13 protein-coding genes and 1 pseudogene are annotated in these 14,520 nt (G+C 72.4%); 10 read left to right on the top strand and 4 right to left on the bottom strand.

Annotated features, from left to right (window positions below):
• Positions 1 to 80 precede the first annotated feature (80 nt).
• From ACIG0D_RS22860 to ACIG0D_RS22850, 3 genes and pseudogenes are all read left to right on the top strand, one after another.
• Positions 81 to 734: a 1,4-alpha-glucan branching protein gene (locus tag ACIG0D_RS22860; RefSeq protein WP_399803769.1), complete on the top strand. Its 654-nt coding sequence runs from the start codon at positions 81 to 83 to the stop codon at positions 732 to 734.
• 36 nt (positions 735 to 770) lie between these two features.
• Positions 771 to 1,016, top strand: a pseudogene (locus tag ACIG0D_RS22855) (hypothetical protein); the annotation flags it as partial.
• 157 nt (positions 1,017 to 1,173) lie between these two features.
• A complete protein-coding gene (locus ACIG0D_RS22850) occupies positions 1,174 to 1,824 on the top strand; it encodes a DUF4360 domain-containing protein (RefSeq protein WP_399803767.1) in 651 nt (216 codons plus the stop codon).
• A gap of 54 nt (positions 1,825 to 1,878) precedes the next feature.
• On the opposite strand, the gene ACIG0D_RS22845 is transcribed toward ACIG0D_RS22850, so the two are convergent.
• A complete protein-coding gene (locus tag ACIG0D_RS22845; RefSeq protein ID WP_399803765.1) occupies positions 1,879 to 3,279 on the bottom strand; it encodes a cellulase family glycosylhydrolase in 1,401 nt (466 codons plus the stop codon).
• 130 nt (positions 3,280 to 3,409) lie between these two features.
• Here ACIG0D_RS22845 and ACIG0D_RS22840 point away from each other — a divergent pair, with 130 nt between their 5' ends.
• The 7 genes from ACIG0D_RS22840 to ACIG0D_RS22810 all read left to right on the top strand — a co-directional run bounded on the left by ACIG0D_RS22840 (position 3,410) and on the right by ACIG0D_RS22810 (position 12,240).
• Entirely contained in the window at positions 3,410 to 4,933 is a 1,524-nt protein-coding gene (locus tag ACIG0D_RS22840; protein ID WP_399803762.1) for a ricin-type beta-trefoil lectin domain protein, read from the top strand.
• A 204-nt stretch (positions 4,934 to 5,137) separates the two neighbouring features.
• Positions 5,138 to 5,806, top strand: coding sequence for a HEAT repeat domain-containing protein (locus ACIG0D_RS22835; RefSeq protein ID WP_399803759.1), 669 nt, complete (start codon positions 5,138 to 5,140; stop codon positions 5,804 to 5,806).
• A 6-nt stretch (positions 5,807 to 5,812) separates the two neighbouring features.
• A complete protein-coding gene (locus tag ACIG0D_RS22830) occupies positions 5,813 to 6,832 on the top strand; it encodes a MerR family transcriptional regulator (protein ID WP_399803757.1) in 1,020 nt (339 codons plus the stop codon).
• A gap of 294 nt (positions 6,833 to 7,126) precedes the next feature.
• Positions 7,127 to 8,332, top strand: a complete 1,206-nt coding sequence (locus tag ACIG0D_RS22825) for an MFS transporter (protein ID WP_399803753.1) — start codon at positions 7,127 to 7,129, stop codon at positions 8,330 to 8,332.
• Positions 8,333 to 8,555: 223 nt separating this feature from the next.
• Positions 8,556 to 8,786, top strand: a complete 231-nt coding sequence (locus ACIG0D_RS22820; RefSeq protein WP_399803750.1) for a hypothetical protein — start codon at positions 8,556 to 8,558, stop codon at positions 8,784 to 8,786.
• Positions 8,786 to 9,847, top strand: coding sequence for an N-acetylmuramoyl-L-alanine amidase (locus ACIG0D_RS22815; RefSeq protein ID WP_399803747.1), 1,062 nt, complete (start codon positions 8,786 to 8,788; stop codon positions 9,845 to 9,847). Before ACIG0D_RS22820 ends, ACIG0D_RS22815 begins: the two co-directional genes overlap by 1 nt.
• A 257-nt stretch (positions 9,848 to 10,104) precedes the next feature.
• Positions 10,105 to 12,240, top strand: coding sequence for a cellulose binding domain-containing protein (locus ACIG0D_RS22810; protein WP_399803745.1), 2,136 nt, complete (start codon positions 10,105 to 10,107; stop codon positions 12,238 to 12,240).
• A 138-nt stretch (positions 12,241 to 12,378) separates the two neighbouring features.
• Here the strand turns inward: ACIG0D_RS22810 and ACIG0D_RS22805 are convergent, their stop codons facing one another.
• The 3 genes from ACIG0D_RS22805 to ACIG0D_RS22795 all read right to left on the bottom strand — a co-directional run bounded on the left by ACIG0D_RS22805 (position 12,379) and on the right by ACIG0D_RS22795 (position 14,503).
• Positions 12,379 to 13,275, bottom strand: a complete 897-nt coding sequence (locus tag ACIG0D_RS22805; protein WP_399803742.1) for a GNAT family N-acetyltransferase — start codon at positions 13,273 to 13,275, stop codon at positions 12,379 to 12,381.
• A gap of 85 nt (positions 13,276 to 13,360) precedes the next feature.
• Positions 13,361 to 13,831, bottom strand: a complete 471-nt coding sequence (locus ACIG0D_RS22800) for a DUF3291 domain-containing protein (protein WP_399803739.1) — start codon at positions 13,829 to 13,831, stop codon at positions 13,361 to 13,363.
• A gap of 33 nt (positions 13,832 to 13,864) precedes the next feature.
• Positions 13,865 to 14,503 (bottom strand): helix-turn-helix transcriptional regulator, encoded by a 639-nt coding sequence (locus ACIG0D_RS22795; RefSeq protein WP_399803737.1) that lies wholly within the window; start codon positions 14,501 to 14,503, stop codon positions 13,865 to 13,867.
• Positions 14,504 to 14,520 lie beyond the last annotated feature (17 nt).

Raw genomic sequence — 14,520 nt, 5'->3', positions numbered from 1 at the left:
TGTGAAAAACCGCGCCGGGTGGGTCCCACGGGTGCCAGGGTGTGACGGCTCGCCGCGACCCGACCGAAGGGAACCCACGCATGGCCGTCATCCACCACACCGTGCTCAAGCCGACCAAGCTGGAACTGCTCACCTCCTGGCTGCCTTCCCGCGCCTGGTACCGCGGCGCCGCACCGCGGCCGGCCAAGGCCGGCGGATTCCGGCTGGACGACCCGCAGGGCGAGGTCGGGATCGAGTTCCTCGTCGTCACCGACACCGCGGACCCCGAGCCCGTGACCTACCTGGTGCCGCTCACCTATCGCGGTGCCCCGCTCGACGGGGCGGACCACGCCCTCGTCGGCACCATGGAGCACGGCGTGCTCGGCCGGCGCTGGGTCTACGACGGCTGCCACGACCCCGTCATGGTCGCCGAGTTGCTCGCCCTGATCGAGGGCCGGGCCCACGCCCAGGACCAGAACACCAGCGACCTCCCCGCCCGCGACGTCGTCGCCTCCTGCCACGGTGCGGGCCCCCTCTCCACCGACGTCACCGTCACCGACGACCGGGAAGGCACCGCACTGACCGCCCCGGACGGCACGACCCTGCGCCTGCACCGGGTCCTGCGGCCCGCCCCGGACGGCACGGTCTCCCTTCCGCAGGGCGCGATCGGCCATGTCTCCGCCTCCTGGCAGGCACCGGACGACACCCCCGTACGCGGAACGTTCGCCGTCCTGCACAGCGCCACCCCGGCGTAGCCACGCCACACGGCGCACGGCACGTCGTCGTGATCCGCCGCCGTCCTCGCCTGGCGGCCGGGCGGCGGCTCGCCCCGCCCCATCGTGTACGCCACCGGTTTCCTCGTCCTCGCCTCGGCGCAGGTCGTGCTCGGCATCGCGCACATGCCCTCGCTCCATGTCCCCCTCGGTGTCCTGGTGTTCGGCCTCAGCACCCTGGCCCTGGGGCAGATGGTCTCCGCGCGCCTGAGGGGCGGGTCCGGCCCCCGGTCGCCCCGACGGGATGTGAAAAGGCCGGGGTGAATGGCCGGAGTCCTCCCTGGGCGCGTGCGAGGGGGCTTCCTACGATGCGACCGCCCCGGCTTCTTCACGGTGGGTTCATCGCTTCTTCACGGAGTCACCGCCGTGGCGGCGGCCGGGCGCATCCACCCCCCACCGATCCGAACGAAGGGGAGAGACCATGGCAGGTGGGCTGCTCCTGGGCGGCGCTGTCGCCGCTCTCGTCACCACCGCGCTGCCCGCGCACAACCCGTCCACCGGGTTCGTCGACCCGCCCCCGGACAAGATCGTCATCGATGTCGCCACGGTCAACGGCTCCGGCTGCCCGGCGGGCACCGCCGCCGTCGCCGTCTCCGAGGACAACACCGCCTTCACGGTGACCTACAGCGCGTACCTCGCCCAGGCCGGCGGCAACTCCGACCCCACGGCGTTCCGCAAGAACTGCCAGCTCAACCTGATCGTCCACGTGCCGCAGGGCTTCACCTACGCCATCGCCAGCGCCGACTACCGGGGCTTCGCCTCGCTCCAGCCCGGCGCCACCGCCGTCCAGCGGGCCTCGTACTACTTCCAGGGCTCGTCGCAGACGGCGGCCAAGAACCACCCCCTGACGGGCGCCTACAACGACAACTGGCAGGCCACCGACGTCACCGACTGGGCACAGTTGGTGTGGGCACCCTGCGGCGTCCAGCGCAACTTCAACATCAACACCGAGATCCGCGTCGACGCGGGCACGGTCTCGCCCGGCAAGGTCAGCTTCATGACGATGGACTCGACCGACGGCGACATCAGCACCGTGTACCACATGGCCTGGAAGGAGTGCCCCCGCACCTGAGCGAAGGGACCGCCCGTCGCCGCCGCGCGGCGGCGGGCGCCAGGCACCCGGTGCTCAGTCGCGCCGCACGGTCACCGTCACCTCCGCGCCCGGCGCCGCCACGACCCACGCCCGGCCCGGCGCCGTGCGCGCCACGGCCGCGTCGGCGGTGAGGTGCCAGGTGCCCGGCGGCAGGGACAGCTCGGTGACCCGCGGACCGCGCTGCGCTGCCCGGTAGGCCAGCCGGTACACGCCCTCCGAAGGGTCGTACGACGCGGAACGGACCGTCCCCGCGACATGCGCCGCGTACGGCTCCACCGTCAGCTCCTTGTTGGTGCGGAAGGCGCCGGTGCCGTCGACCGCGCAGTACCCGCCGCCGTAGCACCACACATAACCCGCCCAGCCGGAGGTGTAACGGCCCAGGGAGGCCATGGCGTCACGGTGGAAACGGCCCATGTTCGGCAGGGAGTTGTTCAGCGGACCCCACTCGCCCACCACGACCGGCACCCGGTACCGGCGCGGATACTCCACGACGGCCCGCTCGTACGCCTCGATCCAGCCGGCGCCGGGGTCGTAGTCGGCGCCCGCCTCCATGGCGGTGTTGTAGAAGTGCGGCGCGTACACCACCTTCGGGTCGCGCACGCGCCCGAGGCCGGTCGGCACGCCCTCGCCCACGATGGGGGTGGGCTCGACGAAGAGCCAGGCGTCCCGGTCGACCGAGCGGACCGCGTCGGCGAGGCGGTTGTACATCGGGGTGAGCAGCTCGCGCTCGATCCGGCGGGCGGCCGTCGGCAGGTCCTCGCCCGCGCGGAGTTCGCCCATCGGCTCGTTGATCAGGTCGTAGCCGATGACGGCCGGGTGGTGGGCGAGGTGGCCGGCGAGGACCCGCCAGGCCCTGGCCTGCGCGCGTCGCAGGTCGGGGTCTTCGTAGAGGTGGGTGAAGGCGCGCTGGACGGCGGGTTCGAAGTACTCGGCGAACCAGTCGTCCGGGTGGGGCGTGAAGGGCAGTCCGTCGGTCCTGGTGGCCCAGGCGGGGATGCCGCGGTGGCCGAAGGCGGGGCCGAACACGTCCTGATGGGCGTCCACGACGACGTCGATGTCGTGGCGGCCGGCCCAGTCCAGGACACGGTCGATCTTCTTCAGATAGGCGGTGCTGTAGCGTCCCGGCTCCGGTTCCAGGTCGTCCCAGAACACCAGCAGCCGCGCGAAGTTGAAGCCGTTCGCGCGCAGGTCGCGGAAGTGCCGCTCGGTGATGGCGGACAGGGCCTTGTCGCCTCGGTTCGTCTTGTCCTCGACGTTCCAGCCGCGCAGCGTCAGCACGCGCCCGTGCCGGTCGGTGAGGCGGGGGACGGCATCCGTGCTCCGCTCCGCCCGAGGGAGCGCCCGGTCCTCCGTCACCCCCTGGGCCTGCGTGGCCGTCACGGGTGCGAGCAGCGCGCCGACCGCCACGCTCGCCGTCAGGGTCGTTCGCAGCACGGGCAGCCTCCTGGAGTCGGTCGGCACCTCGAGCGGAAGTTGACATTCGTTCAACTTTCCGCGTCCGAGATATTCCCATAGCGACTACCGGCCAGTAAATACCGGGGGTAACCCCATGTCTGGAGGTGCCATGAGACGCTCCGGGTACCGGCTCGGAATCATCACCACCGCCGTCACGGCCGTGCTCGCCACGGCCGTCACCGTCCCCGCCACCGCAGCGAGCGCCAGCCGCGACACGCGGACGGTCGCCGCCACCCCCCTCCCGCCCGAACTCGAGGAGATCAGAGCCCGCGAGGCCACCGCGCTCTACGGCGACCCCGCCGAACGCCCGCTCGCCGAGCGCAAGACGGCGCTGATCTCGCTCGGCGACAGTGAGATCTCCGGCGAGGGCGTCGGCACCTACGAACCCCCGACCAACGGCCCCACGAACTGGTGCCACCGCTCACCCGAAGCCGCCATCCACCGCACCGGCATCGCCGCCGACCTCACCTTCAACGTGTCCTGCTCCGGTGCCTCCACCGCCAACATCCGCGTCGGCGGCACCCGCCAGTACGCCGACGAACTGGTGCAGAGCGACAGCCTCGCCATCAAGGCGCGCAACACCCGGATCAAGATGGTGCTGCTCGTGGCGGGGGCCAACGACGACCTCCAGTTCGGCCCCGTCATGACCGACTGCGTGACGGGCTACCTGCTCTCCCAGGGACCCTGCGAACCCAAGTACGCCCCCGGCTGGCAGGCCAGAGTCGACGCCCTGGTGCCCAAGGTCGAGCAGACCGTGCGGGACCTGAAGTCCGTGATGCGCGGCGCCGGTTACGCCGACGGCGACTACAAGCTCGTCCTGATGAGCTACCCGAGCCCGATCGGCCCCGACTTCCGCGACAACCCCGACTTCAACGGCAAGCTCGCCTGCGGAGGCCTCGGCTACGACTCCGACACCGTCTGGGGCCGCAACACCGCCGTACCCGCCTTCGAACGCGGCATCCGCGAGGCCGCGGCAGCGACCGGAGCGTACTACCTGGACAACTCCCGGCTGTTCCACGGCCACGAGGTCTGCATGGACGACGCCTGGGCCCGCGGCCTGTACATCGACCTGTCCAAGCCCGGCCTCCCGGACGAGAACTCCGTCCGCCAGTCCTTCCACCCCAACGCCCGCGGCCACGCCGCCTTCGCCGCCTGCCTCACCCGCTTCCACGCCTCGTCCCTGCGCGAGGCCTCCTGCGCGGACGTCGACTCCACCGGCAGGCCGGCTCTGTTCCCGCACGCCTGGGACGACGTCTTCACCCCGCTGAGGAACCAGGCCACCGGCACCTGCGTCGACGTCGGCGCCTCGAAGACCGCCAACGGCACCGGCGTCCTCGGCTGGGACTGCGCCGGCACCCGCAACCAGGGGTGGTGGTACGACACGGCCCGGCAGACCTTCCACACCGAGCTGACCCAGGACCGCTGCCTGGACGTCCCCGGCGCCCAGTACCGCCCGGGCACCGCGCTGATCATCTGGAACTGCTCCGGCGCGGCCAACCAGAAGTTCCTCCGCGACGGCACCACGATCCGCCCGTCCGCCGCACCCGCCCTCTGCCTGACCCAGACGGCGGCCCGCGAGCCGCTGCGCCTGCAGAACTGCGACGGCTCGACCCGCCAGCAGTTCACGCGATAACCCCCGCGGTCACGGCCGCTCGATCCCGCCGCCTCCTCCTCGCCTCGGCCCCACGATCGGCGCCTGGTCGCCGGGGCCGGGGCGAGAGGGGGGAGGGGAGAGGGGATGGGCGCCGGACCGGGCGTCGCCGCCGGGCGCCGGCTGTTCCTGTTTGACCTTGACACCGTGACAAGGCCTTCACTGCTTGTCGAGGAGGTGGTCTCCATGACGACCACAAGACAGGACACACGCGCGACCCGAGCGCTCAGGGAGCTGGAGGACGGCCGGGCGTCCGTGCGGCTGCGGGCCGCTCTGGCGGCCGGAACGTCGCCTGACCCGCGCTTCGTCGACAAGCTCGTCGAACGATGCGCGACCGAGCCGGAGTTCTTCGTCCGCGACATGCTGACCTGGGCGCTCACCCGTCACCCGGTGTCCCTGACACTGCCCGCGCTGCTGCGCGAACTTCGCTCGGAGCGTGCGCAGGCACGGAGTCAGGCGCTGCACACGCTGTCCAAGATCGGGGACCGGCGGGCGTGGCCGGCGATCACCCGGCCGCTGCTGACCGACGCCGACGACGACGTGGCGCGCAGCGCGTGGCGGGCCGCGGTCGTGCTCGTACCGGAAGACGAGCGGTCCGCGCTGGCCGCGCTGCTGGTGACACAGCTCGGGCGCGGTGGGCGGGAGACGCAGCTCAGTCTCAGCCGGGCACTGGTCGCGCTGGGCGAGGCGATGGTGCCGGCGCTGCTCACCGCGACGACGGCCCCCGACCCGCGCGTCCGCGCCCACGCGCTCGCCACCCGACGGCTGCTGCGCGACCCGGACACCGGATTCGAGTTCGGGATCGAGGAGGCGAAGCGCGCCGTGGCCCTCGGCACGTCCGGCCGGGAGGGATGATGGAGCGTGTTGATCGGTGAGGTGGCGCGACGGTCCGGGGTCAGTGCCCGCATGCTCCGGCATTACGAATCGCTCGGTCTGGTGCGTCCTTCGGGCCGTACCGGCTCCAACTACCGGGAGTACTCCGCGGCGGACATCCAACGGATCTTCCATATCGAGAGCCTGCGGTCGCTCGGACTGTCGCTGCGCGAGATCGGACGCGCGCTGCACGATCCCGGCTTCGCGCCCTCCGCGCTCGTCGACGACCTCATCCGTCGGACGCGCGAGCGCATCGCGGCGGAGACCGAACTGCTGACGCGGCTGCGCCGGATCGATGCCGCGGACCCCGTCGGCTGGGAGGACGTCCTCCAGACCGTCGCCCTCCTGCAGGCTCTGGGATCGAAGAGCGCCCACGCACGCCAGCGCGCGGCCCTCTCCTCCGGCGACGAGGTTCCGGTGCCGGTGGAGGCCCTGGTCGAGGCCGCACTGAGCGAGACGGATCCGAACGTCGCCGGAGCCCTCCGATGGGCACTGGCGCGATCGGGCGACCGCGGCCCGGCGCTGCTGGCCGAGGGCCTCGCCTCCCCGGTGGCCGCCGTACGTGAACGTGCCGTGCGGGCGCTCGTCGAGATGCCCGGTGCCGAGGCCGCCGCGCACCTGCGCGATGCCCTCGCGCACCCCGACACCGTCGTCCGCGGGCACGCCGCGCTCGCGCTCGGGGCACGCGGTGTGGCAGAAGCGGTCCCCACGCTCATCGACATGATCGTGGCGGGACGGAACGACACCGACGCCGCCGACGCCCTGAGCGTGCTGGCCGGCGACACCGTGACGGCAGACCGGATCGCCACCGGGCTCGCCGACCGCCTCGCCCAGGACACCACCGAACCGCCCGCGCGCGGACGGCTGACCCAGGCGTTGGCGGGCATCCCGGGGGAGAAGGCGTCACGTGTCCTCGTCGAGCTGTCGCACGACACGGACCCCGCGGTCGCCCTGACCGCGGAGTACCTGACGCGGCTGCGCAACGCCGGCGCGCCCCACCCGAGATGAACCCGCCGTCACGCTTGCCGGCCCTGGCGCCCCGCTATGCGACGCTGCTCCCACCGGGTCACCGACGCGCGCCCCGGACCCGCCGCCCGCGGTCCGGCCACGGTCGCGCCTGCCGTCGCCGATGCCGCCGTCGAAGACCTGCCCGGCGGCCGGGTCCGCGTCCTCGCCCAGGAGACGCCGCCTCCGGCCGCATCGACCGCTGATCGCCGCCTTACGGCCGCACAAGCGGGTGTGGGACGTATGTTCGGCGTGCCCTGCCGCGAGCGCGGGCGGGCGCGGTTACCGTCGGGCGGTATGGACGGTGATCGTCAAGGCCGGCGCCAGTGCCTGTTCAGCGGGGCGGTGTTCGCCGTATGCATGGCCGGCACGACTCTGCCGACCCCCCTCTACAGCCTCTACCAGGAGAAGTTCGACTTCTCCGAACTCACGGTCACCGTCGTCTACGCGGTCTACGCCGTCGGGGTCATCGGAGTCCTGCTGCTCGCCGGGAACGCCTCGGACGCCGTGGGCAGGCGCCCGGTGCTGCTGTGGGGCCTGGGATTCGCCGCCGCGAGCGCCGTCTGCTTCCTGTGCGCCACCGCGCTGGGCTGGCTGTACGCGGGACGGTTGCTGTCGGGTCTGTCCGCCGGCCTGTTCACCGGGGCCGCCACGGCGTACGTGATGGAACTGGCCCCACGCGGCGGCGCCTCCCGGGCCACCTTCGTGGCCACCGCAGCCAACATGGGCGGACTGGGCTGCGGCCCGCTGCTCGCCGGGGTGCTCGCGCAGTACGCCCCCTGGCCGCTGTACCTGCCGTTCATCGTCCACCTCGCCCTGGTGGCCTGCTCGGTCGCCGTCCTGCTGCGGCTCACGGAGACCGTGCGGGACCGGCGGCCGTTCAGCACCGTACGCCCGCAACGGCCCGGCCTGCCCCCGCGGGTGCGGGCGGTGTTCGGACCGGCGGCGGCCGCGTCCTTCGTCGGCTTCGCCCTCTTCGGCGTGTTCACCTCCGTCAGCCCGTCCTTCCTCTCGCACTCCCTCGACGTGCACAACCGCGCGGTGAGCGGGCTGGTCGTCGCACTCGCCTTCTTCTCCTCGACCGCCGGGCAACTGGCCGTCGGCCGGGTCGGCACCACCCGCTCCCTGCCCCTGGGCTGCGCCGCCCTCCTGGGCGGACTCGCCCTCCTGGCGGGCGCCCTGCACTGGGACCTGCTGGCCCTGGTCGTCCTCAGCGCCGTCGTCGGCGGCATCGGCCAGGGCCTCTCCTTCCGCGGTGCCGTGTCCGCGGTGGCCCAGGCCTCCGACGCCGACCGGCGCGCGGCGGTCATCTCGGCCCTGTTCGTGGTGGCCTACACGGGTATCTCCGTGCCCGTCATCGGCGTCGGCCTGCTGGTCGGCCCGATCGGCCTCGAAGGCGCCGGGCTTGTCTTCATCGCCTGCATGGCCCTGGTGGTGTCCGCCGCGGGCGTCTACCTGCTGCGCCGCCCGGTCCGGGTCGCGGAGGCCGGCGGGGTGCGCTAGGAGGGCGCCGGATGCCGATCGGTGGCTCGTCCGGGGGAGGCGGAGCGCACCGGGGGACCGGCCGGTCCGGGTAACCAGGGTGCGCGCCGTTCACCCGCGCCCTTGCGCCGAACCTGCGCCACGAGCGGCCGGAATCAGCCTGGATGGCCCTGACATCGCCTGGGTATCGCGTCATCAGCGCCATGCGCGCTCGGCCCGACCACCACCTGATCGGAGGCTGATCATGGGGCCCAACCCTGGCGGCGACGTCCTCGACCAGTGGAAAGAGGACGTCAACCGGCACACCCGGTACAGCATCCGGCAGCGCCACCACCAAGGCGTCGACGGCATGGTCGCCCACGCGGGCGACCGTCGCCCGACCCCCGCCTCGGCGACCTTGGCCGAGAACCCCTCCCGCACCGGTGACATGAGACTGATTCCGGCCACCTACGGCACCCACGCGGACGGTGTGTGATGGCCTCCCCGCTCACCGCCGACCGGCTGCTCTCGGCGCTGAGGGCCGAAGGGTGCACCGTCCGCGAGGTCCGCTCCTGGCGCACCAACAACCGCAACCACGTGGGCGCCTGGGGCCCCGTCCACGGCGTCATGATCCACCACACGGCCACGCCCCCCGGTGCCGACGTCGTCGGCCTGATCTACGGCGGCCACTCCACCCTCCCCGGCCCGCTCTCGACCGGCTGTATCACCAAGGACGGCACCGTCCACCTCACCGGCAACGGCCGCGCCAACCACGCCGGCGGGGGAGACCCCGACGTCCTCACCGCCGTCAGGAACGAGTCGTACGGCACCTACCCGCCCCCCACGAACGAACACCAGGACAGCGCGGGATCCGTCGACGGCAACGCCCACTTCTACGGCTTCGAGTGCGAGAACAAGGGCGACGGCACCGACCCGTGGCCCCGCGTCCAGTACGTGGCCATGGTGAAGGCCGCCGCCGCGATCTGCCGCGCGCACGGCTGGAGCGCCAAGAGCGCCATCGGCCACCTGGAGTGGAGCGACTGGAAGCCCGACCCCCGCGGCTTCGACATGAAGGACTTCCGCAGCGACCTCGCCGCCTGCCTGGCACTCCCGGCCGGCCGGTGGGAAGGAGAGGACGACCCCATGCCCCAGTACGTCAACCTCGGCCTCGCCTCGCCCTACACCCTCAACCCCGGCGGCTGGAACTCCATCGAGTTCACCCGGGAGTGGACCGACGAGGCCGGCGACCACGCCACCGGCGGCAGCGTGTGGGCCCGCGGCGCCTGCCGCTTCTCCGGCTCCCTGAGCCTGCGCGTCTCCGGTCTGAGGCCGGGGCAGACCGTGCAGGTCCGCATGTCGGAGTACGCGGGCGACGAGCTGGTACAGGACCACCCCGTCCACGAGCTGGTCGGGACCAGCGGCGACACCTTCGGCGTACTGCCCCTGGTGAAACGCATCGGACGCGGGCGCGGCATGCGCGTACGGCTGCTGAACACCCAGGACGCCCCGGTCACCATCGCGACGGCCGTGCTGACCGCGCTCGTCTGGAAGGAGTGAGGGGGAGGGGCGGCTCGGTTGATCTCCCGCGCCCGGTGCCCGGCTCGGACCGGTGCCCGGCTCGGACCGGGGGCCGGGCGCGGACCCTTGGACGGCGCGGAAGCACGTTGAGAGAACGGCGCGTTGACAGACCATCACACCACTCCCATTATGGGAGCGCTCCCACGCGATGGTGTTCCTTCCATGCGCCCCCGCACGTACGCACGCCCCGCTCTCCGTGCTCCGGCTCCTGGCCCCCGCCCCCCAGGGAGACTCCCGTGCCCTTACCGCACAGACCCGCCCGGCCGCCCCGCACCGGCCGCCCCCGCCCGCTCGCGCGCGCCGCGACCGTCCTGGCCGCCGCGGCGGCCCTGCTGACCCCGCTGGCGACCACCGGCCCCGCGTCCGCCGAGCCGAAAGCGGCAACCACGGCGGACGCCACCGTCCGGGTCAACACCCAGGCGGCGCTGGGCCGGCTCTCCGACGTCGCCCGCGGCGTCAACGCCGCCATCTGGGACGCGCACATGAACGACCCCGAGGTCGCCACCCTGATGAAGGCGGCGGATGTCGGGGCGATGCGCTACCCGGGCGGCTCGTACGCGGACATCTACCACTGGGAGACGCACACGGCGCCCGGCGGGTACGTCGCCCCGGGCACCGGCTTCGACGCGTTCATGGGCACCGTCCGCGCCACGGGGGCACAGCCGATCCTGATCGCCAACTACGGCTCGGGCACGCCCGAGGAGGCGGCCGGCTGGGTCCGGTACGCGAACGTCACCAAGGACTACGACGCGAAGTACTGGGAGATAGGCAACGAGATCTACGGCAACGGCCACTACGGCAGCGGCTGGGAGCACGACGAGCACGAGGACAAGAGCCCCCGCGAGTACGCCCGCCAGGTCCGCGCGTACGCCAAGGCCATGAAGGCCGTCGACCCGACCATCAAGATCGGCGCGGTCCTCACCACCCCGGGCCACTGGCCGGACGGCGTCGTCGGCGAAGGTGACGCCGGCGACTGGAACCACACCGTGCTCTCCCAGGTCACCGATGTCATCGACTTCGTGAGTGTCCACTGGTACGCGGGCGGCGCCGACACCACCGCGGAGGCCGCCATGACGCGGCTGACCAGGCTGCCCGGCGAACTGCGCGAGGTCCGCAACCAGCTCGACCGGTACGCGGGCGCGGACTCGCCGCGCATCGGCATCGCCCTCACCGAGATCAACACCAACACGGGCGGCGCCCGCCTCACCGCCCGCCCCAACGCCCTGTTCGCCGCGGACGCGTTCATGACCGCGCTGGAGAACGGCGTCTTCACCGTCGACTGGTGGAACACCCACAACGGCCCCGGCCGGATCACCACCGTGGACGGCGAGACGGACTACGGCGACATGGGGATGCTGTCCAGCGGCTCCTGCACCGGGGACATCTGCCAGCCGCCGCCGAACACCCCGTTCCACCCGTACTACGGCATGAAGATGACCAGCCGACTGGGCGGCGCGGGCGACACCATGGTGGCCACCGCCTCCTCGGCGCAGGACGTCTCCGCGCACGCCGTGCACCGGCGCGACGGGCGCCTGAGCGTCCTGCTCATCAACAAGAACGCGGACGCGGCACGGACCGTGGACCTCGACTACGCGGGCTTCGTCCCGTCCGCCGCCGCTCCGCAGGTGACCCGCTACGCGCGCGGCGACACCGACATCACGCATGTGACCGACGACGGGACGTCGGCCTCCCAGGTCACCGTGCCGCCGTACGGGATGCTCACCGTCACCCTCACCCCGCGAGCCGGCACCGGCCCCGCGGCCTCGGACGCCACGACCCCGGGCACCCCGAAGCTCGAGGCGGTGACCGACACCACCGCACGCCTGTCCTGGGAGGGCGCGCAGGGCGCCGCGCGCTACCTGGTGCAGGAGCGCGAAGGCGCGCACACCCGCCTGGTGGGCGAAACCACCGGCACGTCCGTCACCCTGCGGAACCTGCCCGCGGGCAGCACCCACACGGTGAACGTCCTGGCCGCCGACGCCTCCGGCCGCCTCTCCGCCCCGTCCATGCCGCTGACCTTCACCACCGGCACCCCACCGGACGCCCCCTGCGCGGTGACCTACCACCGCGACACCAGCTGGGGCAACGGCTTCGTGGCCACCGTCACCGTCCGCAACCTCTCCGACAGCCCGATCACCGGCTGGACCGTGGACTGGGACTGGCCGACCGACCGTCAGTCGGTGTCCTCCGGCTGGAACGCCACCTTCCACCAGACCGGCCGCCACGTACGCGTCACCGCCCCCGAGAACGCCGGGCCCCTGGCCCCCGACGGCGGCTCGACCACCTCCTTCGGTTTCGTCGGCACCAACGACGGCCCCAACCCCGAACCGACGGTCTTCCGCCTCAACGGCACGATCTGCTCGGGCGGTTGATGCCCGACCCGGTTTCGGCCCGCCCGACCCGGTGCGCACGCCGCCCCGGTCCCGGGCGGGCCCCCACCGCAGACAACGAGTGAGTCCCGCACACCGATGACGAGGACGACGACGTTGTGCGCTCCGCCGCTCCCGCGGTCAAGACCCGACCCCGGTTTGCCGTGTGCCGTAGGAGAACCTGTACCCGGTGAAGTCGGCGACGCGGACATATCCGATGCGCTGGTAGAGGGCGTTGCTGGTGGGGTTGCGCGGGTCCGTGAACAGGACGACGTCCGTCGCTCCCGCGGCCAGCGCGGCCCTGCTCACTTCGACCGTCACGGCCCCCGCGTAGCCGCGGCCCCGGAGGTGGGCCGGGGTGTAGACGGGGTCCACCCGGACCATGCCGCCGACGACCGAGGTCGCGGCCGCCATCGAGACGGGGGTGCCGTCCGGGGTCTCCCAGAACGTGAAGTGCCTGTCGCCGAAACGCGAGTCGTCCCATGAGCCGGCGTCGATCAAGTCGATGGAGGACTGTTCTCCGACATCGACGCAGAACTCACGGCACCACCGCACGACTTGCTCACGGTCCTGGCCACCGGTGACGCGACCCCGGCCCGCTGGGCGGGGTTGCGGTGGGGTGAGCGTGCCGAGACGGTAAAGATGCGTCCGCCAGAAAGGTACCGACGCTGCGCCCGCGTGCCGCTGCCATGACTCGGCGAAGGCACTGGCGGTGTCGTGGTCCGCGATGACGTCGGAGGGACAGTGGCCGAGGCCGGCCAGGTGAGCGGCGAGGGTGTCGGCCTGATCGACTGACAGGGGCGTGAGGCCCAGGCGTCCGCGCGGAGTGAGATAGAAGATCGCGCGGACCTCGCCTCCCGACTCCAGTCGGCCGAAGACCCTGGTCTCGGCGTCCTGTTCGGCCGCTCCGCGTGTCCGCAGTTTCTCGATGTCCGTCAGCGGCGTGTTGTGCAGGGCGGGGCGTGAACACAGGAAGTCCCCGGCTCGGGCGAGGAAGTCGTCGACGTCTTGGGTGAGGTGCCAGTCATCCGGGAGCATGCTTCATGGTCCCGGATGACCTCGGCGGGGGAGCCATCGCTGCCGAGTACCCTCGCCATGCTGTTCGGATACTCCGCCGGGGCCGTCAGAGCAACGCCGCCCCCGTCGGCGCCGGGTACGGGTCGCGGAACGTGAACGCCTGGGGACTGGGGCCGTGTTCGCGGAGGAGTGCGACTCGTTCCATCGCCTCGGCGACGGTCGGGCGGTGGCCGGCCGGGATCCACCACAGGGCCTGGTGTGCCTCGGCCATGCGGAGGAACCACTCCCGGCGGCGGCTCAGTACGCGCAGGTGGTCGCTGTGGTACGTGAAGTTCCGCAGGGCTTCGACCGACTCCCAGACCGAGCAGTTGATCAGGAGGAGGGCGTCGTTCCCGTCGGGGCGGATACCGGTCGCGTCCGCGCCGCCGTCGTCGACCAGGCGCCAGACGAATCCCGGGCTGCGGTCGGCGAGCGCGTTGATTTCGGGCTGCTGGGCGACGAAGTCGGCCAACTCGGGGCTGTCCAGGGGGGCGACGATGCGGCCGATGTTGACCTGCGCAAGGTGAGACTCAGTCATGCGGCACAGCATGGCCCGGCCTCACCTCTATCGTCAATGATTTTTGTTTTTAGAGAGGGCCACGCAACAGCCGCCCGGGCGGGGGTCCATCGCCGGTGACCACTGCTCGGGCGCGAGGCCCTCGATCAGCGCCAGGTTCATCCCGCAGGTCAGCGCGGGAAACTCCGTCGCCAGCGCGTGGAAGGGGCAGTTGCGCAGCCGTAGCGTCTCCCCGTCCCAGAAGGGCTCGTAGCCGCGATCCCGCAGCACCGCCTCCACGTCGTCGGCCCCCGCGTCCTGCTGCGCGGCGCCCGCCTTCTTCGCCGCCGCCTGCAACTCCCGGTCCAGCCCGGCGTTCTCCAGCACCTCGGCCAGCAGCCGGGCCGCGTCGTCGTACGACCGTGGCGGCACCGAGACGGTGTGCTCGCCCTCGGCGCGCCGGTACAGCTTCGCCGGCCGCCCCGCCCCGGGCCCGGTACGCCCCGACAGCCGCCGGAAGGACACCTCCAGCAGCCCCGCCTCGACCAGCTTGTCGAGATGGAAGGCGGCCAGCGACCGGGACACCCCGGCCGCTTCCGCGGCGGCGTCGCGGCTCACCTCCTCCGGGGCGGCGGCGACCTGTCGGTAGAGCCTGCGGCGCACCGGGTCGCTCAGCAGGGCGAGTGCGTCGAACGTGGAGTCTTCGTCAGTCACACGCCGACTCTATGACC

Source organism: Streptomyces sp. NPDC052773 (assembly GCF_044547145.1).
In the GTDB taxonomy this organism is placed as follows: domain Bacteria; phylum Actinomycetota; class Actinomycetes; order Streptomycetales; family Streptomycetaceae; genus Streptomyces.
This window is presented reverse-complemented; position numbering and strand designations above follow the sequence as displayed.

Bases quoted from the DNA above. Each gene is read 5' to 3' on its own strand.
- ACIG0D_RS22860 (WP_399803769.1), top strand. From the start codon at position 81: ATGGCCGTCATCCACCACACCGTGCTCAAGCCGACCAAGCTGGAACTG.
- ACIG0D_RS22835 (WP_399803759.1), top strand. From the start codon at position 5,138: ATGACGACCACAAGACAGGACACACGCGCGACCCGAGCGCTCAGGGAG.
- ACIG0D_RS22840 (WP_399803762.1), top strand. From the start codon at position 3,410: ATGAGACGCTCCGGGTACCGGCTCGGAATCATCACCACCGCCGTCACG.
- ACIG0D_RS22850 (WP_399803767.1), top strand. From the start codon at position 1,174: ATGGCAGGTGGGCTGCTCCTGGGCGGCGCTGTCGCCGCTCTCGTCACC.
- ACIG0D_RS22805 (WP_399803742.1), bottom strand. From the start codon at position 13,275: ATGCTCCCGGATGACTGGCACCTCACCCAAGACGTCGACGACTTCCTC.
- ACIG0D_RS22820 (WP_399803750.1), top strand. From the start codon at position 8,556: ATGGGGCCCAACCCTGGCGGCGACGTCCTCGACCAGTGGAAAGAGGAC.
- ACIG0D_RS22825 (WP_399803753.1), top strand. From the start codon at position 7,127: ATGGACGGTGATCGTCAAGGCCGGCGCCAGTGCCTGTTCAGCGGGGCG.
- ACIG0D_RS22815 (WP_399803747.1), top strand. From the start codon at position 8,786: ATGGCCTCCCCGCTCACCGCCGACCGGCTGCTCTCGGCGCTGAGGGCC.
- ACIG0D_RS22800 (WP_399803739.1), bottom strand. From the start codon at position 13,831: ATGACTGAGTCTCACCTTGCGCAGGTCAACATCGGCCGCATCGTCGCC.